Source organism: Saccharopolyspora sp. NPDC000995 (genome assembly GCF_053599315.1).
This window is the reverse complement of the sequence record NZ_JBSFLZ010000009.1, coordinates 68,904-95,187: the sequence shown is the minus strand read 5'-3', so window position 1 is coordinate 95,187 and position 26,284 is coordinate 68,904. Positions and strand designations below refer to the sequence as shown.

General features: G+C 68.3%; 27 protein-coding genes, 1 pseudogene and 2 riboswitches. Of the genes and pseudogenes, 13 read left to right on the top strand and 15 right to left on the bottom strand.

Annotation, left to right across the window (positions count from 1 at the left end; all coding sequences use genetic code 11):
• Positions 1-25: 25 nt before the first annotated feature.
• Positions 26-91, bottom strand: a pseudogene (locus tag ACWDKQ_RS05615) (hypothetical protein); the annotation flags it as partial.
• On the opposite strand from ACWDKQ_RS05615, the gene ACWDKQ_RS05610 reads away from it, so the two are divergent.
• The 3 genes from ACWDKQ_RS05610 to ACWDKQ_RS05600 are packed head-to-tail and all read left to right on the top strand — an operon-like array spanning position 86 to position 1,334.
• Positions 86-355: a hypothetical protein gene (locus ACWDKQ_RS05610; RefSeq protein WP_450137576.1), complete on the top strand. Its 270-nt coding sequence runs from the start codon at positions 86-88 to the stop codon at positions 353-355. The pseudogene ACWDKQ_RS05615 and the gene ACWDKQ_RS05610 sit on opposite strands and share 6 nt — an antisense overlap.
• A complete protein-coding gene (locus tag ACWDKQ_RS05605) occupies positions 352-1,131 on the top strand; it encodes a GntR family transcriptional regulator (protein WP_450137561.1) in 780 nt (259 codons plus the stop codon). Before ACWDKQ_RS05610 ends, ACWDKQ_RS05605 begins: the two co-directional genes overlap by 4 nt.
• On the top strand, positions 1,128-1,334 hold the full coding sequence (locus tag ACWDKQ_RS05600; protein ID WP_450137560.1) for a hypothetical protein: 207 nt from the start codon (positions 1,128-1,130) through the stop codon (positions 1,332-1,334). The genes ACWDKQ_RS05605 and ACWDKQ_RS05600 overlap by 4 nt, the downstream gene beginning before the upstream one ends.
• On the opposite strand, the gene ligD is transcribed toward ACWDKQ_RS05600, so the two are convergent.
• Positions 1,331-2,326 (bottom strand): non-homologous end-joining DNA ligase, encoded by a 996-nt coding sequence (gene ligD / locus ACWDKQ_RS05595; RefSeq protein ID WP_450137559.1) that lies wholly within the window; start codon positions 2,324-2,326, stop codon positions 1,331-1,333. The genes ACWDKQ_RS05600 and ligD overlap by 4 nt on opposite strands.
• Before the next feature lie 175 nt (positions 2,327-2,501).
• On the opposite strand from ligD, the gene ACWDKQ_RS05590 reads away from it, so the two are divergent.
• The 4 genes from ACWDKQ_RS05590 (at position 2,502) to ACWDKQ_RS05575 (ending at position 5,236) form a co-directional block, all read left to right on the top strand.
• The gene (locus ACWDKQ_RS05590) at positions 2,502-3,260 is read left to right on the top strand and encodes a DsbA family protein (protein ID WP_450137558.1); all 759 of its coding nucleotides are present in this window, start codon (positions 2,502-2,504) and stop codon (positions 3,258-3,260) included.
• The gene (locus ACWDKQ_RS05585) at positions 3,257-3,886 is read left to right on the top strand and encodes a vitamin K epoxide reductase family protein (RefSeq protein WP_450137557.1); all 630 of its coding nucleotides are present in this window, start codon (positions 3,257-3,259) and stop codon (positions 3,884-3,886) included. Before ACWDKQ_RS05590 ends, ACWDKQ_RS05585 begins: the two co-directional genes overlap by 4 nt.
• Positions 3,887-3,980: 94 nt before the next feature.
• Positions 3,981-4,421, top strand: a complete 441-nt coding sequence (locus tag ACWDKQ_RS05580) for an ATP-binding protein (RefSeq protein WP_450137556.1) — start codon at positions 3,981-3,983, stop codon at positions 4,419-4,421.
• Positions 4,418-5,236 carry a SigB/SigF/SigG family RNA polymerase sigma factor gene (locus ACWDKQ_RS05575; protein ID WP_450137555.1) on the top strand — a complete coding sequence of 273 codons (819 nt, stop codon included), beginning with the start codon at positions 4,418-4,420 and terminating at the stop codon, positions 5,234-5,236. Before ACWDKQ_RS05580 ends, ACWDKQ_RS05575 begins: the two co-directional genes overlap by 4 nt.
• 81 nt (positions 5,237-5,317) lie before the next feature.
• On the opposite strand, the gene ACWDKQ_RS05570 is transcribed toward ACWDKQ_RS05575, so the two are convergent.
• On the bottom strand, positions 5,318-6,103 hold the full coding sequence (locus ACWDKQ_RS05570) for a M23 family metallopeptidase (RefSeq protein ID WP_450137554.1): 786 nt from the start codon (positions 6,101-6,103) through the stop codon (positions 5,318-5,320).
• 525 nt (positions 6,104-6,628) lie between these two features.
• On the opposite strand from ACWDKQ_RS05570, the gene ACWDKQ_RS05565 reads away from it, so the two are divergent.
• Both ACWDKQ_RS05565 and ACWDKQ_RS05560 read left to right on the top strand, forming a co-directional pair.
• Positions 6,629-6,757, top strand: coding sequence for a putative leader peptide (locus ACWDKQ_RS05565; RefSeq protein ID WP_450137553.1), 129 nt, complete (start codon positions 6,629-6,631; stop codon positions 6,755-6,757).
• Positions 6,758-6,873: 116 nt separating this feature from the next.
• Positions 6,874-7,788, top strand: coding sequence for a sulfite exporter TauE/SafE family protein (locus tag ACWDKQ_RS05560; protein WP_450137552.1), 915 nt, complete (start codon positions 6,874-6,876; stop codon positions 7,786-7,788).
• Positions 7,789-8,050: 262 nt separating this feature from the next.
• Here ACWDKQ_RS05560 and ACWDKQ_RS05555 read toward each other — a convergent pair whose 3' ends face one another.
• Positions 8,051-9,220, bottom strand: a complete 1,170-nt coding sequence (locus ACWDKQ_RS05555) for an NAD-dependent epimerase/dehydratase family protein (RefSeq protein ID WP_450137551.1) — start codon at positions 9,218-9,220, stop codon at positions 8,051-8,053.
• Between the two features lie 171 nt (positions 9,221-9,391).
• Here ACWDKQ_RS05555 and ACWDKQ_RS05550 point away from each other — a divergent pair, with 171 nt between their 5' ends.
• On the top strand, positions 9,392-9,877 hold the full coding sequence (locus ACWDKQ_RS05550; RefSeq protein WP_450137550.1) for a GtrA family protein: 486 nt from the start codon (positions 9,392-9,394) through the stop codon (positions 9,875-9,877).
• Here the strand turns inward: ACWDKQ_RS05550 and ACWDKQ_RS05545 are convergent.
• The 9 genes from ACWDKQ_RS05545 to ACWDKQ_RS05505 form a co-directional block, all read right to left on the bottom strand.
• Positions 9,778-10,593, bottom strand: coding sequence for a glycosyltransferase family 2 protein (locus ACWDKQ_RS05545; RefSeq protein ID WP_450137549.1), 816 nt, complete (start codon positions 10,591-10,593; stop codon positions 9,778-9,780). The genes ACWDKQ_RS05550 and ACWDKQ_RS05545 overlap by 100 nt on opposite strands.
• The gene (locus ACWDKQ_RS05540; protein ID WP_450137548.1) at positions 10,590-12,035 is read right to left on the bottom strand and encodes a phospholipid carrier-dependent glycosyltransferase; all 1,446 of its coding nucleotides are present in this window, start codon (positions 12,033-12,035) and stop codon (positions 10,590-10,592) included. The genes ACWDKQ_RS05545 and ACWDKQ_RS05540 overlap by 4 nt, the downstream gene beginning before the upstream one ends.
• A complete protein-coding gene (locus tag ACWDKQ_RS05535; RefSeq protein WP_450137547.1) occupies positions 12,032-12,988 on the bottom strand; it encodes an NAD-dependent epimerase/dehydratase family protein in 957 nt (318 codons plus the stop codon). The genes ACWDKQ_RS05540 and ACWDKQ_RS05535 overlap by 4 nt, the downstream gene beginning before the upstream one ends.
• Positions 12,989-13,043: 55 nt before the next feature.
• A complete protein-coding gene (locus tag ACWDKQ_RS05530) occupies positions 13,044-13,481 on the bottom strand; it encodes an SRPBCC family protein (protein ID WP_450137546.1) in 438 nt (145 codons plus the stop codon).
• A gap of 15 nt (positions 13,482-13,496) precedes the next feature.
• Positions 13,497-14,327, bottom strand: a complete 831-nt coding sequence (locus ACWDKQ_RS05525) for a phosphoenolpyruvate hydrolase family protein (RefSeq protein WP_450137545.1) — start codon at positions 14,325-14,327, stop codon at positions 13,497-13,499.
• Complete coding sequence (locus ACWDKQ_RS05520) at positions 14,324-15,538, bottom strand: Tm-1-like ATP-binding domain-containing protein (protein WP_450137544.1); 1,215 nt, start codon at positions 15,536-15,538, stop codon at positions 14,324-14,326. Before ACWDKQ_RS05520 ends, ACWDKQ_RS05525 begins: the two co-directional genes overlap by 4 nt.
• Positions 15,538-15,840, bottom strand: a complete 303-nt coding sequence (locus ACWDKQ_RS05515) for a YbaB/EbfC family nucleoid-associated protein (RefSeq protein WP_450137543.1) — start codon at positions 15,838-15,840, stop codon at positions 15,538-15,540. Before ACWDKQ_RS05515 ends, ACWDKQ_RS05520 begins: the two co-directional genes overlap by 1 nt.
• A gap of 359 nt (positions 15,841-16,199) precedes the next feature.
• Positions 16,200-16,355, bottom strand: coding sequence for a hypothetical protein (locus ACWDKQ_RS05510; protein WP_450137542.1), 156 nt, complete (start codon positions 16,353-16,355; stop codon positions 16,200-16,202).
• A 61-nt stretch (positions 16,356-16,416) separates the two neighbouring features.
• Positions 16,417-17,595, bottom strand: coding sequence for an acyl-CoA dehydrogenase family protein (locus ACWDKQ_RS05505; protein WP_450137541.1), 1,179 nt, complete (start codon positions 17,593-17,595; stop codon positions 16,417-16,419).
• Between the two features lie 283 nt (positions 17,596-17,878).
• Positions 17,879-17,986, top strand: a riboswitch (glycine riboswitch).
• A riboswitch (glycine riboswitch) is annotated at positions 17,987-18,088 on the top strand. It begins immediately after the preceding riboswitch.
• 115 nt (positions 18,089-18,203) lie between these two features.
• Here ACWDKQ_RS05505 and gcvT point away from each other — a divergent pair.
• The 3 genes from gcvT to ACWDKQ_RS05490 all read left to right on the top strand — a co-directional run bounded on the left by gcvT (position 18,204) and on the right by ACWDKQ_RS05490 (position 22,203).
• Positions 18,204-19,307, top strand: a complete 1,104-nt coding sequence (gene gcvT, locus ACWDKQ_RS05500) for a glycine cleavage system aminomethyltransferase GcvT (RefSeq protein WP_450137540.1) — start codon at positions 18,204-18,206, stop codon at positions 19,305-19,307.
• A 25-nt stretch (positions 19,308-19,332) separates the two neighbouring features.
• Positions 19,333-20,613 carry a serine hydroxymethyltransferase gene (glyA, locus tag ACWDKQ_RS05495; protein ID WP_450137539.1) on the top strand — a complete coding sequence of 427 codons (1,281 nt, stop codon included), beginning with the start codon at positions 19,333-19,335 and terminating at the stop codon, positions 20,611-20,613.
• 207 nt (positions 20,614-20,820) lie between these two features.
• On the top strand, positions 20,821-22,203 hold the full coding sequence (locus ACWDKQ_RS05490) for an amino acid permease (RefSeq protein WP_450137538.1): 1,383 nt from the start codon (positions 20,821-20,823) through the stop codon (positions 22,201-22,203).
• 230 nt (positions 22,204-22,433) lie between these two features.
• Here the strand turns inward: ACWDKQ_RS05490 and ACWDKQ_RS05485 are convergent, their stop codons facing one another.
• Together ACWDKQ_RS05485 and ACWDKQ_RS05480 are read right to left on the bottom strand one after the other, a co-directional pair.
• Entirely contained in the window at positions 22,434-23,555 is a 1,122-nt protein-coding gene (locus tag ACWDKQ_RS05485; RefSeq protein ID WP_450137537.1) for an aromatic ring-hydroxylating oxygenase subunit alpha, read from the bottom strand.
• A gap of 143 nt (positions 23,556-23,698) precedes the next feature.
• Positions 23,699-26,134, bottom strand: coding sequence for a GcvT family protein (locus tag ACWDKQ_RS05480; RefSeq protein ID WP_450137536.1), 2,436 nt, complete (start codon positions 26,132-26,134; stop codon positions 23,699-23,701).
• Between the last annotated feature and the right edge of the window lie 150 nt (positions 26,135-26,284).

The window sequence follows — 26,284 nt, the reverse complement described above, 5'->3', positions numbered from 1 at the left end:
GCGCAGAAGTCGCCCCGCCGTCGCGAATCCTGTCCACTGTGTACTCGATGAGGTCGGTCGGGTCGGCGGCCCGCACGAACAGCGCGTGCATCGAGTGCACCGGCCGTCGGCGACCGTGCGACCGGCGGCGGCGATCGACTGGGCGAGCAGCAGCCCACCGAACAGGCGGCGCTTCGACACCGGCTGGGTGCGGCCGGAGGAACCGGTCTGCGTCCTGCTCGACGAGGTCGAGCAGGTCCTCCAGGCGGGGAACGTCCATGACCAGAACCGACTACTCCCGGCAGGTGGTATCAAGTTGCACGTGACAGGCGACACAACCGGTACATCGACGTCGCGCGGGGCGGCGCAGCGATGATCGACGCGGCGATGCGGGCACGCTCCCCCCGGCTTCCCGACGAGCTCGCCGGTCGGCTGCGGGAACAGATCATGACTGGCCAGCTGCGGCAGGGCGAGCACCTGCACCTGGAACGCCTCGCCGAACAACTCGGCGTCAGCGTCACCCCGGTGCGGGAGGCGCTGCTGGCACTGCGCGGCGAGGGCTTCGTCGACCTCGAACCACGCCGCGGGTTCACCGTGGCGTCGCTGAGCCGGCAGGACTTCGAGGACGCCCACCGGCTGCAGGCCACCATCGCGGGCGAGCTCGCGGCCCGCGCGGCGCACCAGATCGACGCCGAATGGCTCGCCGAACTCGGTGCGCTGCAAGAGGAAATCGAGACCGCTTGCCAGTTCGCACTGCTCGACATGGGCGAGCTGGTGACCCGCTTCCACGCCGTGCTCTGGATGGCCGCGGATTCGCCGAAACTGGCCTGGTTCCTCGGAATCGCGATGCACTACACGCCGCGCAGCACCACCGTCGACGTGCCGGGCTGGCGGGAGATGGCCGCGACCGACCACCAGGCGCTGCTGGCCGCGTTGCGGCTGCGGGACCCGGCAGGATCACGCGCCGCGATGCACCAGCACGTCACCCGTACCGGACAGTTGCTGATCCATCACCTGCAGCAACGGGGAATGTGGGCCGCACCGCCCGAAAACGACCCGCACCAGGGAGTTCCGCATCACACCGGGAACATGGACCCGGTCGCTAACGTTGGCCCCCCGCGTGGCGACACCCAGAGTGGAACGCCTGAGTGACGTTCGCCGCATTCGCCTTTTTCCTGAGCGAGAAATCGGGGGCACTTGCCATGCAGAGCAACAGCCGCACCTTCGTGTCGGTTGTCGGAACGGTATTGATGGTCGTGACGACCGTTGCGCTCTCGACGTGGAACCCCCCGCAATCGGAAACCTCGGTGCAGCCGGCGGCCAACCAAATGCTCATCACAAGCGTCAACCGCTAGGCCTCGCGGACCACGTCCAGCGGACGTTTGTCGTTGCGCAGCCCCGAGAAGCGGGGATGCCGCAGCTTGCCGTCGCCGGTCCACTCGGTGAAGCCGACCTGCGCTACCAGTTCCGGCGTCACCCAGTGCACGTCGCGCTCGACCACCGGGTCGGCGAACGGTGAGCTGTCGCGGGCCAGCTCGTCGAGCTTGCCGCGCAGATCGCGCAGCGTCCGCTCGTCGTAGCCGGTCCCGACCTTACCCGCGTAGCGCAGCCGCGAATCCGCGTAGTAGCCGACCAGCAACGCTCCGAAACCGAACCGGGAGCCCTTGGGGTCGGTGTAGCCGCCGATGACGAATTCCTGGTCGGCGACGCACTTGAACTTCAACCAGTCGCGGCTGCGCCCGCCGCGGTAGGGCCGGTCCGCGCACTTGGCGATAAGGCCCTCCCAGCCGCGGCGGCACGCTTCGCGGTAGAACTCCTCGCCGTTGCCGGCCCGATGCGCGCTGAACCGCAGCGGATCGGTGAAGTCGAAGCACTCGCGCAACATGCGTTTGCGGGTGCGCAGCGACAGGTCCGTCAGGTCCACGCCGCCGAAGGCGATCAGGTCGAACACGTAGTAGTAGACCGCCACGCCGGTGCGGCGGGCCGCGCGCGGATCGGTGAGGTTGATGCGCTTCTGCAACCGGGCGCAGCTCGTCTGGTCGCCCTCGAAAGCGACCATCTCGCCGTCCAGCACGAACCGGTCGGCGCCCTGCTCGGCAAGCGCGTCGATGATCTCCGGATACGCGGCGTCGACCCGCTTGTGGTTGCGCGACCACAGCAGCGGCCGGCCCCCGTCGCAACCGGCGATCACCCGCGCCCCGTCGAGCTTGCGCTCGAAGATCCAGTCCGGGGCGGAGAACCGGTGGTGGGTCAGCGTCGCCAGCGCGGGCTCGTGCCAGGTTCCGCCGGACCAGGACCGCAGTTCACCGCGTTCGGCGTCGTCGAGCAGGCGCAAGGGGTCGTTCATCGATTGATGAATACCCGTTCTTCTCGATCGGGCAAACCAGCCGAGCTGAGAACGAGCTGTGAACGGCCTGTGAGTTTCGCCCCCGCCAGAATCCCCGTTCGGGTTAATGCGAGAAACTGGATTTGCCGTCCCCACCGCGCGAGCGGGCCCGAACGCCGAAGGTGAAGAGCACGCCATGTCGAAGAACAAGAATCCGGTGACCCAGAAAAGCGGGCTGTCCACGAACGTGATCCTCACCATCGTGGTCGGGGTCGTCGCCGTGGTGGTGATCGGCGGCGTCCTGCTGTTCAGCCGCGGCGGCGCGGACAACAACTCCGCCAATCCCTCCGGCGGCGGGAACGCGGTGGCCGCCGAGATTCTGCGCAAGCCGGAGAGCAACGTGCTGACGTCGGCGCCTGACAGCCGGGTCACCGTCGTCGAGTTCCTCGACTACCAGTGCCCGGCCTGCCACCAGTACTACGAGGCGCTGACCAAGCAGGTCGAGAAGGACTACGCGGGCAAGATCACCTTCGTCGTCCGGAACTTCCCGCTCAACATGCACCCGCTGGCCCGGCCCGCCGCGCAGGCCGCCGAGGCCGCCGCGCTGCAGGGCAAGTTCAACGAGATGTACCACGCCCTCTACGACAACTACGACGCCTGGGCCCTCGCCGCCGACGGCCAGAACGTCAGCACCGACGAGGCCAAGGCCCGCGGGCTGTTCGACCAGTACGCCGAGCAGATCGGCCTGGACCTGGACAAGTTCCACCAGGACATGAATTCGCCTCAGGTCAACACCAAGATCGATGCGGACGCCGCTGACGGCAACAAGGCCGGGGTACAGGGCACGCCGACGATCTTCGTCAACGGCAAGGAGTTCGACGCGGGCAACGTCAAGACCTACCAGGAGCTCAACAACGCCTTCCGCAGCGAGCTCGACAAGGAGCTCGTGAAGTGACCGCCGCCCACGCCGTGGAACCGGCCCCTGCCGGGACGCCCAAGTCGAACGGTATCCCGCGCGGCCTCGGCTGGCTGTACGTCGTGGGTGGGGTGATCGGGTTCGCGGGTTCGTTCGCGCTGACCTTGGAGAAGCTGCAGAAGCTGGCCGATCCCGGCTACGTGCCGACCTGCAGCATCAACCCGATCATCTCGTGCGGCTCGGTGATGGACAGCGCCCAAGCAGCGGTGTTCGGGTTCCCGAACCCGCTGATCGGGGTGGCGTCGTTTCCGGTCGTGGTCACAGCCGGGGTGGTGGGGCTCGCCGGATTCCGGCCGCCTCGCTGGTTCTGGCTGGGCATGCAGCTCGGCACCATCCTCGCGGTCGCCTTCATCCACTGGCTGGTGGTGCAGAGCCTCTACGAGATCGGCGCACTGTGCCCGTACTGCATGATCGTGTGGGTCGTGACGATCGCGTTGTTCTGGTACACGACGCTGCACAACCTCGAAGCCGGCAACTTCGGCGGCGGCAAGTCCCTCGGCGCGGCGCTGCGCCAGTTCCACAGCGTGGTGCTCGCGGTGTGGTATCTGATGATCGTGGTCCTGATCCTTCAGGCGTTCTGGGACTACTGGACCACCCTGGTGTAGTCGCGCGGGCGTCCGTTTGTTCGGTGCGGGCCTCGGGTACCAGGTGACTGTGAGTGAGGTGTGCCTTGCACCGACCGAGACGAGGTGGCCCGGGATGAGCGTGGAACGCGAGCTCGCGCACGTCGAGCCGGAGACAGCCGCGACGAACCTGGTCGAGGTCCGCATCGCCGCTGAAGCCGCTCAGATGGCGGTGATGCGAGCCGTCGTAGGTGATCTCGCGATGCGCGCCGACTACGACGTCGACTCGATCGCCGACCTGCGGTTGGCCGTGGACGAAGCGTGCTCGTCGCTGGTCCGGCTGGCCGCCCCGGAGGCGACGCTGGTCTGCAGGTTCCGCACCGACGACGACCGGCTGTCGGTCACCGCGGAAGTGATCAGCGACGATGCGTTCGGACCCCGCAAGGACACCTTCAGCTGGCGTGTGCTGAGCGCATTGGCCGACGTTGTGTCAACCTCGGTCGAGTCGGATCCAGCTGCCAACGGCAGCCACCTGGTGCGGATCGAGTTGACCAAGGGACGGACGGCCCACGTGTGAAACGAGCGGAATCCAAGCCGACCACGCATTCGCGCAACGAGCGCTACGACCGGCTGGCGCCGCTGTTCCGCGAGCTCGCGAAGCTCGGCAAGCAGGATCCGCGGCGTTCCGAGCTCCGCGAAACGCTGGTCACCGAGCACCTGCCGGTGGCCGAGCACATCGCCCGGCGCTTCAGCCACCGCGGCGAGGCCCAGGAGGACCTCACCCAGGTCGCGACGCTGGGCCTGATCAACGCGGTGGACCGGTTCGACCCGGAGCGCGGGGTGGACTTCCTCTCCTACGCGGTGCCGACGATCATGGGCGAGGTCCGCAGGCACTTCCGGGACACCGGCTGGGCGGTGCGGATGCCGCGCCGGTTGCAGGAGCTGCACTTGTCGGTGTCGGCGGCGATCGCCCGGCTGTCGCAGGAGCTGGGCCGGGCGCCGACGCCGAGCGAACTCGCCAAGCACCTGGGTATCAGCACCGACGACGTCTACCGCGGCCTGGAGGCGGGCAACGCCTACCGCAGCGCCTCGCTGGACGAACTGCTCACCGACACCGACGAGATCCCGCTCGGCGACGCGATCGGCTCCGACGACGCGGAGCTGGCCGAGGTGGAGAACCGCGAGATGGTCCGGCCGCTGCTGGAGGACCTGCCGGACCGCGAGCGCCGGATCCTGGTGATGCGGTTCTTCCGCGGCATGACCCAGACGCAGATAGCCGAGCAGATCGGCATCTCCCAGATGCACGTGTCCCGGCTGCTGGCCCGGACCCTCGGCTGGCTCCGCCAACGCCTCGAAGAGGAACAAGCCACCGAGAAGGTCGGCAAGAGCTAGCTAGGACTGCCTGGACTGGATGTTAAAAAAAAGCCGCCCGGGGCCCGTCGGGGGTTTCGGGTCCCGGGCGGCCGCTTGGGGTTACACCTCGATGCCGCGCTCGTTCAGCCAGGGCACCGGGTCGATCTTGGTGCCGTTCTTGATCACCTCGAAGTGCAGGTGCGGGCCGGTGGTCTGGCCGCGGTTGCCCATCGTGGCGATCTTGTCGCCCGCACCGACCTGCTGGCCGACGCTGACCTCGATGGTGTTGATGTGGCCGTAGACGGTGATCGTGCCGTCGTTGTGCTGCACCCGGATCCACAGCCCGAAGCCGCTGGCCGGGCCGGCGTCGATGACCTTGCCGGCGGCCACCGACCGGATCGGGGTGCCGATTTTGTTGGCGATGTCGATGCCCCTGTGGCTGGTGCCCCACCGCGCGCCGAAGCCGGAGGTGAAGGTGCCTTCGGCGGGCTTGACGAAGCCGCTTGCCTTCCGCTCCCGCTCCTCGGCCGCTCGCTTGGCCTCGGCCGCGGCCCGGTCGGCCGCCGCTCGGGCAGCTCGCTCGGCCGCCACGCGGGCGGCTTCGCGGGCCTGCTCGATCGCCTTGCTCTTCTGGACCTTCTGCGCCTCGGCATACGAGTCGGTCGCGGTCTCGCTGCCGAGCAGCCGGACAATGGCCGGGCTCGTGTCGGTCCCGGTGACGGCCAGGCTCAGGTTCTTCGAGTTGGCCAGCGGGTGTACGGGCAGCTCTTGCTCAGGATCGGCGGTTGCCAGCGGCTGACCGACCGCGGCGAAGGCTCCGCCGGCGACCACCGTCGCGACGACCTTGTTGCGGACCAGGAGGGCGGCCTTCGGGGGATGGCCGCCCTCCTTGCGGTGCTTGCCCATCTTCACCTTCCGTCTCGGGGGATCCGGTCGCTTCCCGCCGGGGGATTGCGGGTGATGCCTCTCGGGGGCGAGACATCGACGTGACCGAACCGTGACGTACTAGCGCGAAAGTAGCTGAGGGTTATCGACAGACGCAACCTCTAACTCGTTTAGGGGAAAAAAGGCCCACGATATCCGCCCGAAACGTCACTCTGGGTGCTTAATGAAGATGGCTCGCAAATAACGCCGCCCGGAAAGATCCGCTGCGCGGCCGAGCGCAGCCGACGGCCCGGCCGGGAATCTCCGCAAACGATCGAGACGCGTGCCGTTTTCGCTGGTCCGAAATAGCAACGAGCAGGCGTGGCGCCCCGCCTCAGCCGACGCCGACGCCGCTGCGGCCACCCGAGACGTACCCAATGGCCCCCGCGGCGAGCCGGCACCTGATCGCGCCGATCACACCACCGGCGAGGTCGATCCGCCCCGAAAGTGGCCTTCGGCACACACTGCGCGAGACCGCGCCGGGGCCTTCCCGCACTCTGGGAGCCGATGCCGCTCGATCGCGGATCTGTTTCACTGTTTCCCATGACGCCTGGTGATCAGTGGGGGCTGCTGGTGCAGCGCCTCCACGTCGACCTGCTCCGCGTCACCTCCGCAGGGTGTCGGCGAGCGCCGTAAGACCGCTCCCGCCCAACCTCTTCTCCCCACCCGGTTTCGATGCCGGGCTGGGCGGTGCCGCGCCGCGGTTCGTCGCGCGCCGGTTTTCCGGCACCCCACGCACCTACGGAGACATCGTGCAAGCTTTCCTGATCTTCGCGATCGGTGGTTTCGTCGCAAAGCTGGTCGACGGCTCACTCGGCATGGCCTTCGGGGTGACCTCGACGACGATCCTGCTCACCGCGGGCTTGACCCCGGCCCTGGCGTCGGCGTCGGTGCACCTCGCCGAGCTCGGCACCTCGGTCGCCTCCGGGCTGTCGCACTGGAAGTTCGGCAACGTGGACTGGAAAGTGGTGCTCACCCTCGGCGTGCCGGGAGCCGTCGGCGCGTTCCTCGGCGCCACCGCGCTGAGCAGCATCTCCACCGAGGCCGCCGGGCCGTGGATGTCCACGATCCTGCTCGCCCTCGGCATCTACGTGCTGCTGCGGTTCGCGATCCGCCCGCTGCGGCGCCGCCAGCTCACCGGCGTCAGCCCGAAACTGCTGGCCCCGCTCGGCCTGGTGGCCGGGTTCGTGGACGCCACCGGGGGCGGCGGCTGGGGCTCGGTGGCGACGCCGACGCTGCTGAGCACCGGCAGGGTCGAGCCGCGCAAGGTGGTCGGCTCGGTGGACACCAGCGAGTTCCTGATCGCCGCCGCGGCGAGCCTGGGCTTCCTGACGTCGCTGTCGCACCAGCAGCTGTCCTGGACCACGGTGGGTGCACTGCTGGTGGGCGGCGTGATCGCCGCGCCGCTGGCGGCCTACCTGGTGCGCATCGTGCCGATGCGGCTGATCGGGGTCGGGGCCGGCGGGTTGATCGTGCTGACCAATGCCCGGACGCTGATCAAGAACTTCGACCTGCCCACCCCGTTGCCGACCGTCATCTACGCGGTGATCGTCGTGGCTTGGGGGGCGGCGCTGGCCTACGCGGTGGGCGTGATCTTGGCGGAACGCCGCGAGCTGCACAAGCTGGACGAGGTGGACGAGCAATCCGCCGAAGCGGTCGGAAGCTGACGCACCGCGAAGATTACCCACGTGCCGTATCGCAGGGATCAACCGAACGAGTTACTGTTCGGTAGACCGTGTGGAAGCCCCCCGACACACGGTAGGTGCCCCGGGTGCGGAGTTCACGCTCCGTGCCCGGGGCACCGCTCCCCGAATACCACGACCGACGGCGGTGACCGCGGCGTTGGTCCAAGTGTGCCTAACCTTGTTGGTATATTCCATCCGCCACGCGGCGCAGTGTTGGATGCAATTGCAGCACTGCTGCGATCGGTCAGCGGTCCTCACGCAACGGGCTGGTGGCCTGGCGCCAGTTGACGGTGGGCCGTAGCGCGGCGAGGTCGACCCGCTCCTTGTACTTGTCCGCCACCCGGAACAACGACTCGATGAGCGTGTTCGACAGCAGGTGCGGCCGCAGCCCCAGCTCCACCAGGCCGGTGTGCTTGACGTTGTAGTAATGCTCGCCCTGCTCGACCCGCGGGTTGTCCAGGTACTCGATCTCGACCGACCCCGTGAAGCTGTTGGCCACGATCTTGGCGATCTCCCCCACCGAGTACTTCTCGGTCATCTGGTTGAACACCCGGAACTCGCCGCGGTCGGCCGGGTTCTCCGCGGCCAGCCGGATGCACTCGACGGTGTCGCGAATGTCGATCAGGCCGCGGGTCTGCCCGCCCGTGCCGTACACCGTCAGCGGGTGGCCGAGCACGGCCTGGATGACGAACCGGTTTAGCACGGTGCCGAAGATCGCGTCGTAGTCGAACCTGGTCGCCAGCCGGATGTCTTGCGCGGTCTGCGGGGTTTCCTGGCCGTAGACGACGCCCTGGTTGAGGTCGGTGGCGCGCAACCCCCAGACCCGGCAGGCGAACTCGATGTTGTGGCTGTCGTGCACCTTGCTCAGGTGGTAGAACGAGCCCGGCTTCTTCGGATACAGCATGCGGTCGGTCCGCCCGTTGTGGGTGACCTCCAGCCAGCCTTCCTCGATGTCGATGTTCGGCGTGCCGTACTCGCCCATCGTGCCGAGCTTGACCAGGTGGATGTCCGGGTCGACCTGCTGGATCGCGAACAGCACGTTGAGGTTGCCGATCACGTTGTTCTGCTGGGTGTACACCGCGTGTCGGCGGTCGATCATCGAGTACGGCGCGGCCCGCTGCTCGGCGAAGTGCACGATCGCGTCGGGCCGGAAGCCGGCGATCATCTCCGCGGTGAACTCGCCGTCGACCAGGTCGCCGTAGTAGGACTTGATCGACTTGCCGGAGACCTCCCGCCAGGCGTCCAGGCGGACCTGCATCGGCTCGATCGGCACCAGGCTTTCCACGCCGAGCTCGTGGTCGTAGCCGCGGCGGGCGTAGTTGTCGGCAACGGCGACATCGTGGCCGCAGTCGGACAAGTGCACAGCGGTCGGCCATCCGAGGTAGCCGTCTCCTCCGAGTACGAGGATTCGCACGCCTTCACTCCCCTGTATTCACTCGTTGGATACAAACATCCGGCATGATCTCATCCCGCGACCATTTCACGTCGGGCTACCCTTTTCCTTTCCCCACACTGAGAATTTGCTGAGACCGGACTCTGTATGGTGCGTCGGGAGCAAACCGCGACATCCGGAAACGGAGACGGCATGGCGAAAAGGGCCAACGAGAGCACCAGCGCTGGGCGCCGCTATTGGCGGCTGTTCAGCCGTTTCGCGGCAGCTTCCGCGGTGGCCACCGGAGTCAGCCAACTCGTTTTCCTGCTGTCGTACTCGCTCGGCGCCACACCGGTGCTGGCCACCGTGCTGGCCTGGCTGGCCGGTGCGATTCCGAACTTCGTGCTAAACCGGCGGACCTGGGGCGGCGGCGGCCCGGCCGCGCTGCGTGGCGAAATCCTGCGCTATGGCGCGATCTCGGTGGGCACCGCGCTGCTGGCCGCGCTAGCCACGCACAACGCAGAAGCCCTCGCCCACGCGCTGTTCCCGGCGGCCCGGGCGGCGCAGGTCGTCGTGGTCTGGGGCGCTTTTCTCGGTACTTACGCGGTGATGTTCGTGGTCAAGTTCTTCCTGGTCGACCGGTTGGTGTTCACCGGCCGGCGTTCCCGCCACCAGGTCTCGAGCACGACCCGCGCGTAGCGGTAGCCGTAGCGGAAGTTGTTGCCCTTCTTGCTGACACCGGCGGTGCGCGCCAGCATCCGCATCGGCTGCTCCCGCACCCGGTAACCGCGGCTGAGCACACCGACCAGCAGCTCGGAGGACTGGTACTGCGGCTGCTCCAGGATCACCGAGTTTGGTACCTCGGCCAGCATCCCGCGGAACCCGAAGGACGTGTCCGTGATGCGCTGCCCGGTCAACGCGCTGACCAGCCAGGCGAAAACGTGGGTGCCGACGCGGCGGATCAGCTGGGGGCGCTCGTTGCTGCCGAGCACACGGGAGCCGCTGACGAAGTCGGCGTCGCCGTCGATCAGCGGACGCAGCAGCTTCGGCAGTTCGGTGATGTCGTACTGGCCGTCTGCGTCGGTGGTGATGATGTAGTGCGCACCGCGCTCAGCGGCCAGGTGGTACCCGAGCCTCAAGGCGGCCCCCTGGCCCCGGTTCGTGGCAGCGATGCAGGTCCGCGCGCCGTGCTTCAGCGCGATCTTGGCGGTGTCATCGGTCGCGCCGTCGACGACCACCAGCTTGTCGACGTCCAGGTCGCAGCTGCGGGCAGGAATGCTGTCGAGCACCTCGCCGATCGACTCCTCCTCGTTGTAGGCGGCGATGAGCACGACGACCGGGGCGAACCGGTGGTCACCGCAGCGCTCGGCGTACTCCGCCAGCGCCGCCCGGTCCACCTCGCTCGATAAGGTCATGGGCATTTCAACTCTCCTTCGGGGATGTCGTTCGTTCGCCGGCGGCGTCCTGTCACCGCGGTCACGCCGAGTGCGCCCGCGATCGGGATCAGGACCAGGCCGGGCAACTGGTAGCGCCAGGAGAATTCCATCGCCGCCGCGGTTGCCAGCACGGTGGTCGCCACCCCGGCCGGGAGCAGGCACACCGCGCGCAGCCCGGAACTGCGGGCGCGGCCGACGCCGAGCACCGCCAGCGCGGCCACCACCAGCGCGCCGCCCAGGACGATGCCCGGCGTGTAGCCGCCACCGAGCTGGTAGGCGCGCAGGAACGCGGCGAGGCCCGGATCGACCGAGAACGTGCCATCGTCGTAGCGCTCCGTCCACTCCGCGACGTACCAGTCGGGAGCGAACATCGGGTACTGCAGCTGGAACTGCCAGCGGTCCAGCGGCACGTCACCGGGGGTTTGGGTGCGGGTCGGGGCGAATCCCTTGAGGAAATCCGCGACCATCCCGCCGACGATGTCCAGCGGCTGGCGCAGCACAACCTTGCGCGTGAACGAGCCCTGCGCGGCTGAGACGTCCATGTCCGCCGGCAAGAACTTGTCGACGTTCTCCTGGACGTGCCAGAAGTGGATGTAGAAATCGATGCCGTTGGCGGCGCGGCGCTCGATCGGTTCGGCCGGGCAGACCAGCTTCTCCTGCGACGTCAGGTTTAGGTGCTCGCAGTCGGCGACCACGGCCGCGCGGCCGTAGAGAGCGCCGCCGCCCGAGCCGCCGAGGTCCGGCGAACCGGTCCACACCAGGTTGTAGAGCGAGTAGCCGAACACGCCGACCGCGAACCCGCCGACCAGCGCACCAGCTGCGATCAGGCGCCGGAACCAGCCGTCGCGCGGCCGCCAACCGGTGGCCAGCAGCACGAACACCACCGCCGGAACCACCAGCGTCACTCCCACGACGCGAACCACCACCGCCGCGGCAAGCACGATCCCGGCCAGCGCGGCGAGCCTGGCGCCGGGCGCGCCCCACCAGGTCAGCACGTAGATCGCGGCCAGCAACAACACCTGGAACAGCAGATCGGACATGATGTTCTGCTCGATCTGCAGCTGGTAGGCATCCAGCAGCACGGGCGCGGCGGCCAGCGCCGCGATCCAGGTCCGGACCTCGAAACGACGCAGCAGCGCGTAGATTCCGACGCCGAGCCCGAGGCCCAGCAGGTGCTGCACCGCCGCCACACCGGTCAGGCTCCCCACCGCCAGCAGCGGCCACAGGAAGATCTCGTAGCCGATCGGGTTGATGCCGCTAGGGAAGAACGCGCCGACGTCGTCGAGGTAGCGGAACGAGTCGATGTAGAGCAGCGCGGGCCGGTAGGCCAGCTGCGCCACGATCCGCAGGGCCCCTCCGGCGAGCAGCAGCAGCGCCAGCAGCCAGTGCAGGCGGAGGACGCGCGTGAGCGCGGTGCTCATCGCGCCCCGCGGAAGTCCGCCCAGACGGTGCGCAACCCCTCGGTGAGCTCGACGTTCGGGGCGTAGCCGAGTTCGCGGCGCGCCTTGGTCACGTCCACGATCACGGCGGGCATCTCGCCGTTCTTGGCCGGCACGTGGGTGACCGGCACGGCTTCGCCGGTGGCCGAGCGGACCGCGTCGAGGAGCTCCAGCACGGAGATCGACCGCCCGGAGCCGATGACCGCGGTGCCGCTGTACTGCTTGTCCCACGCGGCGAGGACGCCCTGCACCACGTCGTCGATGTGCACGAAGTCGCGGGACTGCGAGCCGTCGCCGTAGACCTCGACGCCGCTGCCCGCTAGCGCGGCGCGCATCAGCCTCGGGATGAAACTGTCCTTGTGGCCCATGCCGGGCCCGTAGATGTTGGTGAAGCGCAGCGCGCAGGTGGCCAGCCCGTAAGCGCCGGCGTAGCCGGAGAGCAGCATCTCGCACGCCGCCTTGGTGGCGCCGTAGGGCGTGAGCGGGCGCAGCGCAAGCGCCTCGGAGATCGTGCCGCGGCCGATGTCGCCGACCACCGCGTTGGTGGAGGCCAGCACGAACCGGCAGACGCCGCGGGCGCGGGCCAGTTCGAGGAGCTCCTGGGTTACCGCAACGTTGTTGGCATAGGTCTCGGCGGGCTGGTCCACCGAGCGCAGCACCGAGGTGATCGCCGCCAGGTGGATGATCCCGGCCGAGTCCGCCAAGACCGCGGCCTCCCGGACCGCGGCGTCCCGCAGGTCGCCTTCGACGTGAGTCACCAGGTCACAACGCAGTTCGGCGGGCGGGGCCTGGGTGTCCACGACGATCACCCGGGTGCCACGCTCCAGGAAGGCACGAACCATTGCTCTGCCGACGAAACCGGAACCACCCGTGATGGTGACGGTGTCTGCTGCGTTAGCTGCATTTGCGACGGACGGATTAACGCTGCTTGGCACGCGCCGACTCTAACCGCCGACGAATTCGCTCCGGTTCACGCCCGTCCCGTCCGGATTAAACGCCCAGGTGCTCCCGGAGTCCGTTCAGCCCGGTCCGGTAAACGCCTTTTGCGAAGGTCATGTCCATCTTCTCCTCGTCAGCGGCATCGGCGTCCCAGTGCGAAAACCATTCGACGAAGCTGTGCCCGGTGTCGGTGATCGGCACGATCCGGATGGTGGAGCGGTAGCTGCGCACAGGGAACGGGCTTTCCACGAATTCGTAGGTGTAGCTGCGCTCGGTGTCATTCAGCGCCACCAGCCGCTCCCGGACCACCCCGCCGTCGGCGAGCGTCAGGTGCCGGACGCAGCCCACCGCATCGGCCGCGCCGCCGCCCTCGATCTCGCTGCGCTCGATCACCGGGTGCCACGTCGGCAATCCGTTGAAGTCGCGCACCGCCTGCCAGACCTGCTCGGCCGACGCCTCGATGACCGTGCTCGTGTAGGACTTCGCCACCGCTTGCCTCCTGCTTCAGAACCTGAGTTTCGTGAACGCCCTGGTCTGTTTGGTCATTGCTTGTTCGGTGGGCAACCGCTCCATGCTGCTCGCACCGTAGAACCCGTGGCAACGCTTGGTCCGCGAAAGCACGTACGAGGCATCTTCCGGCATCGAGATCGGCCCGCCGTGGCAGAGCACCAGCACGTCCTCGCGAACCTCGGTCGCCGCCTGCGACCACTCGTCGATCAGCGCCACGCAGTCGTCCAGCGACTTGGCGCTCTCGGCGCCGATCGCGCCGCCGGTCGTCAGCCCCAGGTGGCACACGATGATGTCGGCGCCGGCCTCGGTCATCGACCGGGCGTCGGCGCTGGAGAACACGTACGGCGTGGTCAGCAGGTCGGCTTCGCGGGCGGCGGCGACGAGTTCGACCTCCAGGCCGTAGCCCATGCCGGTCTCCTCCAGGTTCGCCCGGAAGGTGCCGTCGATGAGCCCGACGGTCGGGAAGTTCTGGATCCCGGCGAACCCGAGGTCGCGCAGCTCGCGGAGGAACCGGTCGCGCAGCATGAACGGGTCGGTGCCGTTGACGCCGGCCAGCACCGGGGTGTGCCGCACCACCGGCAGCACCTCGCGGGCCATCTCCACCACGATGTCGTTGGCGTTTCCGTAGGCCAGCAGCCCGGCCAGCGAACCGCGCCCGGCCATCCGGTAGCGGCCCGAGTTGTAGATGACGATCAGGTCGATGCCGCCGGCCTCTTCGCACTTGGCGGACAGGCCGGTGCCCGCGCCACCGCCGACGATCGGCTCGCCGCGCTCGACCTTGGCGCGGAACCGGCGCATCAGTTCGGCGCGGTCGAATCGGCTCATCGTGCCTCCTGCCTGGTTCTCTCGGCGAATCCGGTGATCTCCCGGAACGCCGCGAACAGCGCGGCGGCGAACTCGGGATCGTTGATGTTGTGCGGCACCCGCTCGACGCGCCGGTCGGCGGTCTGCCGCACCTGGCTCTCCAGCGTCTCGAAGAGGACCGCGTCCGCGTCGGGATCGTAGAAAGGCTGCCCCGGTGAGTCCAACATGGACACTCCGCCGGTCGGGAGCAAGAACCGCACCGGACCATCGCAGGCATTGAGCTTGCCGGCGATGAACACCGCTATCCGGCGGCATTCCCCGGCGGACGTGCGCATCAGCGTGACCTGCGGGTTGTGCACGTACAGGTTTCGGTCCCGGTACTGCGGCGCAACGGTTTCCAGCGCGCCGAAGTTCACCATGTCCAGGGCGCCGCACGAGCCGACGTAGGGCACTCGGGTCCGGGCGATGGCGTCCAAGCGCTGCTCCCCCGCGCTCATCACGCCGCCGGCGATCAGGTCGCAGACCTCGGTGGTGGTGATGTCCACAACGGCACGCACCAGGCCGTCGTCGACAAGCTTCTCCATTGCCCGGCCGCCGGTTCCGGTCGCGTGGAACACCAGCGGGTCGTGGTCGGCGGCCAGCTGCTCGGCCACCGCGGTCACGCACGGCGTGGTGACGCCGAACATGGACAGCGCGACGGCGGGCTTGGTCTCGGCCGCTGACACCGGGTGGGTCACCGCACCCAGCAGCGCGTGCGCGGCGTTTCCCAATACCTGGCGGGAAAGCCGGTTCAGCCCGGCGACATCGGTGACCGACGGGAACATCGCGATGTCGGTGGCGTCCACGTAGGACGAAACATCGCCGGAGGCCACCGTGGACACCATGACCTTGGGCACGCCGACCGGCAGCGCGCGCATAGCGGGCGTGATCAGCGCGGTGCCGCCCGAGCCGCCGAGCCCGATGATCCCGTCGACGTCCTGCGCGACCAGGAAACGCTCGAACGCCGCGGCCATCGCGGTGACGGCCGATCCCCGGTCACCGGTGAACACCGCGTCCGCCCCGTCCGGGTGGTGGGCGGCGACCTCGGCGGCCGACACGTCGGCATCGGAGCTCCCACCGGCGGTGGACAGGTCCACGGTGATCACGGGGTGCCCGCCGGCGATCAGCCCGGCGACGTAGTGCAACTCAGCTGCCTTGGTGTCGAACGTCCCGGCGACGTAAGCGCTGCCCACTACTGCTCCAGCCGCTTCTGCGCCTCGGCGAGGTTCTTGGTGACTTTCTCGATCGCCCGCTCGAACCCGTCGCTGAGCCGGTCCAGCTCGGTCTCGAAGGCTCGCATCGCGCGGTCCGGCTTCCGGGCGGCGTCGTCATGGGCGGAGTTGACCGCCTCCCGGACCGCGTCCGCGATGGCCGCCACGCCGCTGCCCAGCAACCGCGGCTCCAGGCGCAGCTCGTCGATCCGCCCATCGGCGTCGACGGTCACCCGAACCGCGCCCCCGGCAGCAGTGCCCTCGCCACGGACCTCGTTCGCCATACCGCGCCTCCCAAGCTGGAACTCGCCACGACCATCCCACAAGAGCCACGCGCTGCAACGCGTTTCGGTTCCGCCTACCTGCAAAAGGTCGACAACCCAGAAGCGGAGCACCTCGGCGAGACGATCGGCATCGTGCTTCCCCACCGCGACATCACGGATCAACGCATCGGCAGTCCGCGCATCCGAGGCCTCGAGGTCCCGTCCGTTGTACGCGCAGAAGATCCCCGAGGCCAGCCAGGCGAGCCTCTTGTTGCCATTGAGTATCTCGTGGTATCAGCTGATACCACTTGCCATCGGGACACGAGAAGGCCCCCGGAATCCGCCCCGCCGGGCACCGGGGGCATTCCTCGGTTTCCCGGTCAGTGGCTCTTGTCGCCCTTGCCGAAGAACTTGTTCTTGACCTGGTCGATCTTCTCCTTGTTCTTCGGGTCGGAGGCGTACTTCTTGGCCTGGTCGATCACCTTGCGGCCCTGCGGGCTGCTGGCGAAGTCGGCGACCTTCTTGAACAGAGACATCGTCGCTCCCGGCGATTCGGAGTCACGTCTGCTCCCAGGCTACCGACAAAACGGATGCGGATCAGCCGAGCACGCCGCTGACGGACGCGTGCCCCTTCAGGAGGTTGCGGGCGACGGTGCGGCGCTGGATCTCGTCGGTCCCCTCGAAGATGCGCAGTAGCCGCAGGTCGCGGTACCAGCGCTCGACCGGCAGGTCCTTCGTGTAGCCCATGCCGCCGTGCATCTGCAGCACCCTGTCGACGATCTCGTTGGCGCGGGTGGCGCCGAAAAGCTTGGCCACCGACTGCGCATGCCGGGAGTCCATGCCCTGGTCCACCTGCCAGGCCGCCTGCAGCACCAGCCAGCGCAGCGCCTCGATCTCCACGGCGGAGTCGGCGATCATCCACTGGATGGCCTGGCGCTCGGCGATCGGCTTGCCGAACGTCTCGCGGGTCTTGGCGTACTCCATGCCCATCTCGACGAGCCGTTCGCAGGCTCCGAGGGCGCGGGCGGGCAGCAGGTAGCGGCCGCGGCCGATCCACTGCATGGCGAGCTTGAAGCCGTGGCCGACCTCACCGAGCACGTTGCGCTCCGGAACGCGCACGTTGTCGAACACCAGCGCGGCGGGCTGCCGCTCCCACGGGCCCATGATGGCGATCGGCTCGGACTTCCAGCCCGCGGCCCGGTCGGCCAGGAAGCAGGTGACCCCGCCGTTGGCGCCCTTCTCCTTGTCCGTGACGGCGAAGACCATCACGAAGTCGGCGTCGATGCCGCCGGTGATGAACGTCTTCTCGCCGTTGATCACCCACTCGTCGCCGTCCTTGACGGCGGTGGTGCGCAGGTTCTTGGCGTCGGAGCCAGCGTCCGGCTCGGTGATCGCGAAGCACGACTTGCGGGTGCCCTCGATCGTCGGGAGCAGGTAGCGCTCCTTCTGCTCGTCGTTGGCGTAGTACAGGATGTTGTCCGCGTAGCCGCCGAAGCGAAACGGCACGAACGTGCGACCGAGCTCAACCTCGATGAGCGCCGTCATCACGGCCGACAGGCCCATGCCGCCGTACTCCTCGGGCGTCTGCACGCCCCAGAACCCGGCCTGCTTCGCCTTGTCCTGCAGTTCCCGCTGCTCGTCCTTGGTCAGGCCACGTTCCCCGCCCCGCTCACGCCGCAGCACCTCGGGCTCCAGCGGCACCAGCTCGCGCTGGACGAAGTTGCGCACCCAGTCGCGGATGTCACGCTCTGTGTCGGACAGCGAGAAGTCGACCATCGCCGAATTCCTTTCGGTGCAACCACCTAACTAACGTCGTCCCTTATGGCAGCCTAAGACCGCCCCGACGACGTGAGCGCTACGCGACCGATGATCGAACGCCTCGCGAAGTACCTCGGTGCTCCGGCTCGGCGATGGGTCCTCCAGCCGCGGCTTCCCGGACGACGCCGGCCTGGAGAAGCAGCACCGCGAGCTTGCCGAATGAGATCACTGCGCCCCCCGGTTGACTCCGGTCACGTTCGGTTCGTAGCGTCGGCGTTCGCACAACCGAATACCGCGCCGATGACGTCGTGCGGGAGAGACTCCAACCCCGAGCTACCTCGGAGAGCGGAGCGCCGAAGGAGCAATTACTCCCCAGCAAACTCTCAGGCACCGGCACCGCACGACACCAGGCGAACACGGAGAAAAGCAGGAGCAACGCGCTTCTCGCCCACGGTGCAAGCTGCCCCTCGCGGGGTGGCGAAACTCTCAGGCCAATGACTCCGGGGAGACCGCCCGACCAGCGCAAGCCCGCGCAGGCCGGGGTCGAGGTGCCCCCGATAAGGTTGGGTGCAGTGAGCTGACCGGCCCTCGACTGCCGACCGGCGCCCACCAGGAGGAGTCTCACCATGTCGTCGCCACGACAGACGCCCTTGCACCGAGTGCACGAAGCCCTCGGGGCGACGTTCACCGAGTTCGCCGGTTGGCGGATGCCGCTGCGCTACTCCGGCGACACCGCCGAGCACAACGCGGTGCGCAACAACGCCGGCCTGTTCGACCTGACCCACATGGGTGAGATCCGGATCAGCGGCCCGCAGGCCGCCGAGGCGCTGGACTACGCGCTGGTCGCCAACGCCTCCGCGATCAAGCCCGGTCGCGCTCGCTACACGATGATCTGCAACGCCACCGGCGGCGTGCTGGACGACCTGATCGTCTACCGGCTCGACGAGCAGGAGTTCCTGGTGGTGGCCAACGCGGCGAACGCCGCCGTGGTCTCCGCCGAACTGACCGAGCGACTCGACGGCTTCGACGCCGAGCACCAGGACGTCTCCGACGACTACGCGCTGATCGCCGTGCAGGGCCCGAACGCGGTCGCCATCCTCGCCCCGCTGACCGACACCGACCTCGCCGAGGTCAAGTACTACGCGGGCTACCGCAGCCAGGTCGCCGGCAAGGACGTGCTGCTGGCGCGAACCGGCTACACCGGCGAGGACGGCTTCGAGCTGTTCACCGCGCCCGGCGACGCCGAGGCCGTCTGGCAGGCGCTGACCGAGTCCGGCGCGCAGCACGGCCTGCAGCCCGCCGGGTTGTCCTGCCGCGACACGCTGCGGCTGGAGGCGGGCATGCCGCTGTACGGCAACGAGCTGTCCACCGACCTCACGCCCTTCCACGCCAACCTCGACCGGGTGGTCAAGCTGGACAAGCCCGGCGACTTCGTCGGCAAGGACGCGCTGGCCGCCGCTGCGGAGAAGCCCACCGAGCGCACGCTGGTCGGGCTGAGGACCGACCAACGCCGGGCGCCCCGGCACGGCTACCGCGTGCTGGACGCCGACGGTGCCGAGATCGGCGTCGTGACCAGCGGTGCCCCGTCGCCGACCCTCGGCCACCCGATCGGCATGGCCTACGTCGACCGCGCGCACAGCGAACCCGGCACCCAACTGCAGGTCGACATCCGCGGCAAAAACGTCGCGGTGCAGGTCGTCGAGCTGCCGTTCTACCGCCGCAATGCCTGACGAGATCGAACCAGGAGGCAACACAATGTCGACACCGGACCTGTTTAACGACCAGCTGGCCGCGGTGGACCCCGAGGTGGCAGCGGCGGTCGGCGCCGAGCTCAACCGCCAGCAGACCACGCTGGAGATGATCGCCTCGGAGAACTTCGCACCGCAGGCGGTCCTGGAGGCGCAGGGCTCGGTGCTGACCAACAAGTACGCCGAGGGCTACCCGGGGCGCCGCTACTATGGTGGTTGCGAGCACGTCGACGTCGTCGAGCAGCTGGCCATCGACCGCGTCAAGGAGCTGTTTGGGGCCTCCTTCGCCAACGTGCAGCCGCACTCCGGGGCGCAGGCCAACGCGGCGGCGATGTTCGCGTTGCTCAAGCCCGGCGACACGATCATGGGCCTGGACCTGGCCCACGGCGGTCACCTCACGCACGGCATGCGGATCAACTTCTCCGGCAAGCTCTACAACGTGGTGCCCTACCACGTGCGCGCGGATGACCACCGCGTGGACATGGACGAGGTCGCCCGGCTGGCGCGGGAGAACAAGCCGCAGCTGATCATCGCCGGCTGGTCGGCGTACCCTCGGCAGCTGGACTTCAAGCGGTTCCGGGAGATCGCCGACGAGGTCGGCGCCTACCTGATGGTCGACATGGCGCACTTCGCCGGTCTGGTGGCCGCCGGGCTGCACCCGAACCCGGTGCCGCACGCGCATGTCGTCACCACTACCACGCACAAGACCCTGGGCGGCCCGCGCGGTGGCGTGATCCTGTCCTCGGACTCGGAGTTCACGAAGAAGTTCAACTCGGCGGTGTTCCCCGGCCAGCAGGGCGGGCCGTTGGAGCACGTGATCGCCGGCAAGGCGGTGGCGTTCAAGATCGCCGCCGGTGAGGAGTTCGCCGACCGGCAGCGCCGCACCGTGGAGGGCGCGCAGATCCTGGCGGAGCGACTGCTGGCCGACGACGCCGCCAAGGCCGGTGTTCAGCTGGTCTCCGGCGGCACCGACGTGCACCTGGTGCTGGTGGACCTGCGCGACTCCGAGCTGGACGGCAAGCAGGCCGAGGACCGACTGCACGAGATCGGCATCACGGTCAACCGCAACGCGGTGCCCAACGACCCGCGGCCGCCGATGGTGACCTCCGGTCTGCGCATCGGCACCCCGGCCCTGGCCACCCGCGGCTTCGGCAAGGACGACTTCACCGAGGTCGCCGACATCATCGCCGAGGCCCTCAAGCCCGGCTTCGACGAAGCCGCCGGCGGCGAGCTGCGAGCCCGCGTCGAAGCCCTCGCCACCTTGCACCCGCTGTACGCGAACCTCTGACCAGAAAGCCCCCGGGAGAACAACGCCGCATTTCGGCAACAATGGCCGAAATGCGGCGTTCTCCTGTTTGAAATCCTAAGTGGACTATGTTGGAACTGGAAAAACGCCGTATTTCAACTGGTTCAAACCACTTGCGGGCCCTCGCCGGATGCCGGATTATCTGCGCAGTTTCAGCGAAACACGCTGGCGAGTAAGGAGTCCACTTCGATGAGCCAACCAGTGACCGAGGAGTACCGGAAGGATCTGAGTACCCGGCACATCAACATGATCGCGATCGGCGGGGCGATCGGGGTCGGTCTGTTCCTTGGTTCCGGCAAGGCCCTGCACCAGGTCGGCCCCGGCCTGATCCTGATCTACGCGATCGCCGGGCTGATGATCTTCTTCGTGATGCGGGCGCTCGGCGAGTTGTTGATGTACCGCCCGGTCAGCGGGTCGTTCGCGGAGTACGCGGGCGAATTCGTCGGTCCGTGGGCGAAGTTCGCGGTCGGCTGGGGCTACTGGCTGGTGTGGATCGTCACCGGCATGGCCGAGATCACCGCGGTCGGCAAGTACTTCCAGTTCTGGTTCCCGACGATCCCGCAGTGGATCCCCGCGCTGGGAGCACTGATCGTGCTCAGCGGGGTGAACCTGATCGCGGTGAAGCTCTTCGGCGAGTTCGAGTTCTGGTTCGCCCTCATCAAGGTGCTGGCCATCATCGGGCTGATCGTGCTGGCCGCAGCGATCCTGGTGTTCGGCTTCAGCGACCTCGGCGACACCGCGTCGCTGAGCAACATCTGGTCCCACGGCGGGCTGTTCCCCAACGGCATGGCCTCGTCGCTGCTGGCGTTCCAGATCGTCATGTTCGCCTTCGTCGGCGTCGAGATGGTCGGCCAGACCGCCAGCGAGAGCAAGAACCCGCAGAAGGTGCTGCCGCGGGCGATCAACTCGGTGATGTGGCGGATTCTGATCTTCTACGTGGGCGCGCTGATCGCGCTGACCGCGCTGGTCCCTTGGTTCCAGTTCCCGACCAGCGGTAGCCCGTTCGTCCACGCGTTCACCCTGATCGGCATCCCGGCGGCGGCCGGTGTGATCAACTTCGTGGTCACCACCGCCGCGCTGTCGTCGTGCAACAGCGGCATCTACTCCACCGCGCGGATGCTGCGCACGCTGTCCGAGGACAGCCAGGCGCCGCGCTCGGTAGGTGTGCTCAGCGTCCGGGCGGTGCCCTCGCGGGCCATCGGCGTCACGTTCGGCGCGATGCTGATCGGCGTAGCGCTCAACTACCTCGTGCCGGAGCAGGCGTTCACCTACATCACCAGCGCCAGCACCGCCGGCGCCATCTTCACCTGGGCGATGATCCTGATCGCGCACCTGGGCTACCGGCGCAAGGTCGCCCGTGGCGAACTGCTGGCCGGACCGTTCCGGATGCCGCTCGCACCGTACTCGAACTACGTGGTGCTGGCCTTCCTCGCGTTCGTCGTGGTCCTGCTGGCCTTCGACGCCGAAACGCGCATCGCGCTGTACATCACACCCGTGCTCGCGATCGCGTTTGTGATCGGCTACCTGGCTGCGCGCAACAAGCAGCCTCAGCGCGAAGTCACGCGCACTTGATGCCCCCATCGCGGGTCGGCGAGGCTCTTGCCACGACGATCTCGGAGCGCGCCGACCCGCGATGAGGCACTCGCCCCACAGGTGGGCACGGGCCGATTCCTAGCGTGCTAGGCGTGAATCTGCTTGCATAACAACAAGTCCTGCCGTCGCCGGATTCGCCGCCAGCCGATCTTCCGCAGTTTCATCTCGTTGCCTGCCGGGGTGGAGCGCGCGCGAGGCCCAGGTGTGAATCAGAGCTCCAGCCGGCTGCGCAACCAGTCGTGGAACTCGCCGATGTGGTGTTCGGAGGGCACCAGGACGCCGCCGTCGGCGTAGGCGCGCGAGCTCATCGCCGGTTGGCAGCGTTCGCAGGCATCGAAGTCCTGCTGGTTGACGCGGTGGAACAGCTCGACGGACCGCGACACGTCCCGGCCAGCCTCGACCACCTCCGGCGCGTAGAGCCAGTCGCACTCGACCAGCGTGCGGTCGGCGGCGAGCGGGAACATCCGGTGCACGATCACGTGGTCCGGCACCAGGTTCAGGAACACCTGGGGCCGGACGGTGATCGCGTAGTACCGGCGGTCGTGCTCGTCGCTGACACCGGCTAGCCGCTCGAACCCGCCGCTGCCGTCCACCGTGAACCCGTCGACGTCCGAGCCGAACTCGGCGCCGTGGCCGACGTAGTACTGTGCGGCGTAGCCGTCGGCGAACTCCGGCAGGACCTCGGTGAGCTCCGGGTGGATCGTGGCGCAGTGGTAGCACTCCATGAAATTCTCGATGATCAGCTTCCAGTTGGCGCGCACGTCGTAGCTGATCCGGCGGCCGAGCGCGAGCCCGTCGACACCGTAGCCGCCGATCACGTCGGCGCCGCCGAGCCGCCCGGACACGGCCTCGACGACGGTGTCCTCGAACGACGGCGGCTCGTCGGCCAGGCACACCCACGCGTAGCCGAGCCATTCGCGCAGGGCGACCGGGATCAGCCCGAACTGCGTCCGGTCGACGTCCGGCATCGAGGTGAGGTTCGGCGCCGCGACCAGCTTGCCATCGGTGCCGTAAGTCCAGGCGTGGTAGCGGCATTGGAAGGCGCGCTTGACCTGCCCGGTGTCTTCGACGCACAACCGCGCACCCCGGTGGCGGCAGATGTTCAGGAATGCCCGCAGGGCGCCGTCGCGGCCCCTGGTGATCAACACGCTCTCCCGCCCCACCTGCACGGTCCGGAACTGCCCGGCCTCGGCGAGATCGGCGACACGCACGGCGCAGAACCACATCGCGCCGAAAATCCGGTCCTGCTCCAGGGAGAACAGCTCGGGGTCGGTGTAGTAGTGGCCGGGCAGCGTCGAGATAAGGCTGGACGCCTGGTCGGTGCTCGTCAATGTGGTCCCTAATGAGTCGTGAGTCGGCCGTCGGGCGGACTCGGGTCTGGTAGCCGCCGGCAGGTGAGCACTCTGTGGTCCTGGACGTTTGAGTCCTGATGAAAGAGCGTGCCCCCGCTGGTTGGCCGGAGAGTTGATCACTTTCAGCTGCGCAGACGCTTCATCTCGGGGTCGAACAACGGCTCCTCGGCGACCACGGCGGGCACCTTCTCGCCGAAGTACTCGATCTCCACGGTGGTGCCGGGCACGGCGACCGGGCTGGGCAGCCAGGCGTACGCGATGCTCTCGCCAATGGTGCAGCCGTAGGCGGCGCTGGTGACGTAACCGACCGGCGCACCGCGGACGTACACGGGCTCGGAACCCATGACCACGGACTTCCGGTCCTTGATCAGCAGCGGACTGAGCCTGCGTCGTGCCTCGCGGTGCTCCAGCGCCGCCCGGCCGAGGAAGTCTTTGTCCATCCGGACGGCGAAGCCAACACCGGCCTCGAACGGATCGTGCTCGGTGGTCATGTCCGCGCCCCACGAGCGATAGCCCTTCTCCAGGCGGAGGCTGTTGAAGGCGCTGCGACCGGCAGCGATGATCCCGTGCTGCTGCCCGGCGTCCCACAGCACGTCCCAGAGCTTGCGTCCCTGGTCGGCGTCGGTGTAGAGCTCCCAGCCGAGCTCGCCCACATAGGACAGTCGCATGGCGGTCACCGGGACGCCGCCGACGAACGCGGGCTTGTTCTTGAAGAACCCGAAGCCCTTGTGCGAGAAGTCGGTGCGGGTCAGCGGCTGCACCAGGGCACGCGCTAGCGGCCCCCAAACGCCGATGCAGCAGGTCCCGCCGGTGATGTCGCGAACCTGCACGCTGCCGTCGTCGGGCAGGTGCCGCCGCAGCCAGGCCAGGTCGAGATTCCCGTTGGCGCCCACCTGGAAGCGCTGCTCGGACAACCGAGCCACGGTGAGATCGCTGCGCACCCCGCCGGCGGCGTCCAGCGACAGCGTGTAGGTCACCGAGCCGGGTTTCTTCGCGAGCTGATTGGTGGTCAGCCACTGCAGGAATCCGAGCGCCCCAGGCCCGGCCACCTCCAGCCGCTTGAGCGGTGTCATGTCGAACAGCGCGACCCGCTTGCGGGTGACCAGCGCCTCGGCCCCGGCGATCGGCGAGAAGAACCGCGAGGCCCAGTCGCCCCGGCCGGGCACCTCGCCGATCTCCGGCAACCCGGCGTTGGCGGCGTACCAGTGCGGGCGCTCCCAGCCGGCGGCTTCGAGGAACTCCGCCCCGAGCTCTTGCTGCCGCTCGTAGAACGGGCTGGTCCGCAACGGTCGCGGCTCCTGCCCGGGTTCGAGCGGGTGCAGGATGTCGTAGACCTCGACGAAGCTGCGGCAGCTGCGCACGTGCACGTACTCGGGGCTGCGCTGCGCCGTCTCGAACCGGTTGAGGTCGCAGGAGTGCAGCGACTCCTCCGGCTGCCCGTCGACGAGCCACTGCGCCATAGCCCGGGCAACCCCGGCTGAGTGCGTGATCCAAACAGCCTCGGCCACCCAGAACCCCCGGAGGTCGGGGTGCTCGCCGAGCAACGGCATGCCGTCCGAGGTGAAGGAGAACAGCCCGTTGATGCCCTCGGTGACCTCGGTGCCGGCCAACGCGGGAAGCAGCGAAACGGCCTCGTCCCAACCCGGCTGGAAGTCCTCGGCGGTGAACGGCTCGATCGATGGCATCACCGCAGACCCGGGCGCGCGGATCTCCTCGGGATCTACGGGCATGGGGCGGTGCCCGTAGTACCCGATGCCGATGCGGTCGCCGTGCTCCCGGAAGTACAGGTCGCCGTCCTGGTGCCGCAGGATCGGCAACCTCGCCTCGGACCGCTCGTCGTTGTGCCCAGCTATGGCGGCCAGCGGCCCGGTCTTGGCGTACTGGTGCGCCATCGGCACCAACGGGATGTCGAGGTCCACCAACGCGCCGATGCGCGGCCCCCACATGCCGACGCAGGAGATGACGACGTCGGCTGGAAACCGGTCCTCTTCGGTGACGACGGCGCTCACCCGCCCGCCGCCGCGCTCGACGGCAACGACGCGCTGCCCGGCCAGGAACTGCGCGCCCCGCGCCATCGCACGCCGCGCCTGCGCCTCGGCGGCGCGCACCGGCTTGGCCAGACCATCGGTGGGAATGTGCAGTCCGCCGAAGATCCGGGCCGGATCCACCAGCGGGTGCAGCTTCGCGCACTCGTCGGGGCCACGCAGGTGGCTTTCGACGCCCCAAGAGGTGAGCCAGCCGTGCCGCCGCTTGACCTCGTCCCACCGCGCCGCCGAACCGGCGACCTCAAGCCCGCCGAGCTGCCGGAAGCACCACTCGCCGTCGAGGTCGAGGTCGCGGTACTTCGCCGCGGTGTAGGCGGCGAACCGGGTCATGGTCCGGCAGGAATTTGCCTGGAACACCAGGCCGGGAGCGTGCGAGGTGGAGCCACCGGTGGCGAACAGCGGGCCCTGTTCGAGGACGGTGACGTCGGTCCAGCCGCGTTCGGTGAGCTCGTCGGCGAGGGCGCAGCCGACGATCCCGGCGCCGATGACGACCACGCGGGGTTGGGTGCCCATAAGGCCTCCTGGGGTGCGTCGATGCCGGCAGCACGGGGCACCGGCTCCAGAAGCAGCGGGAAGGTTGTTGCGCGATACGCGCCAGGTTTCGATGTGAGCAACACAGTCGCCGGAAACCCCGGGGTCAGTCAAGAGCGCGCGGCCGGTTTT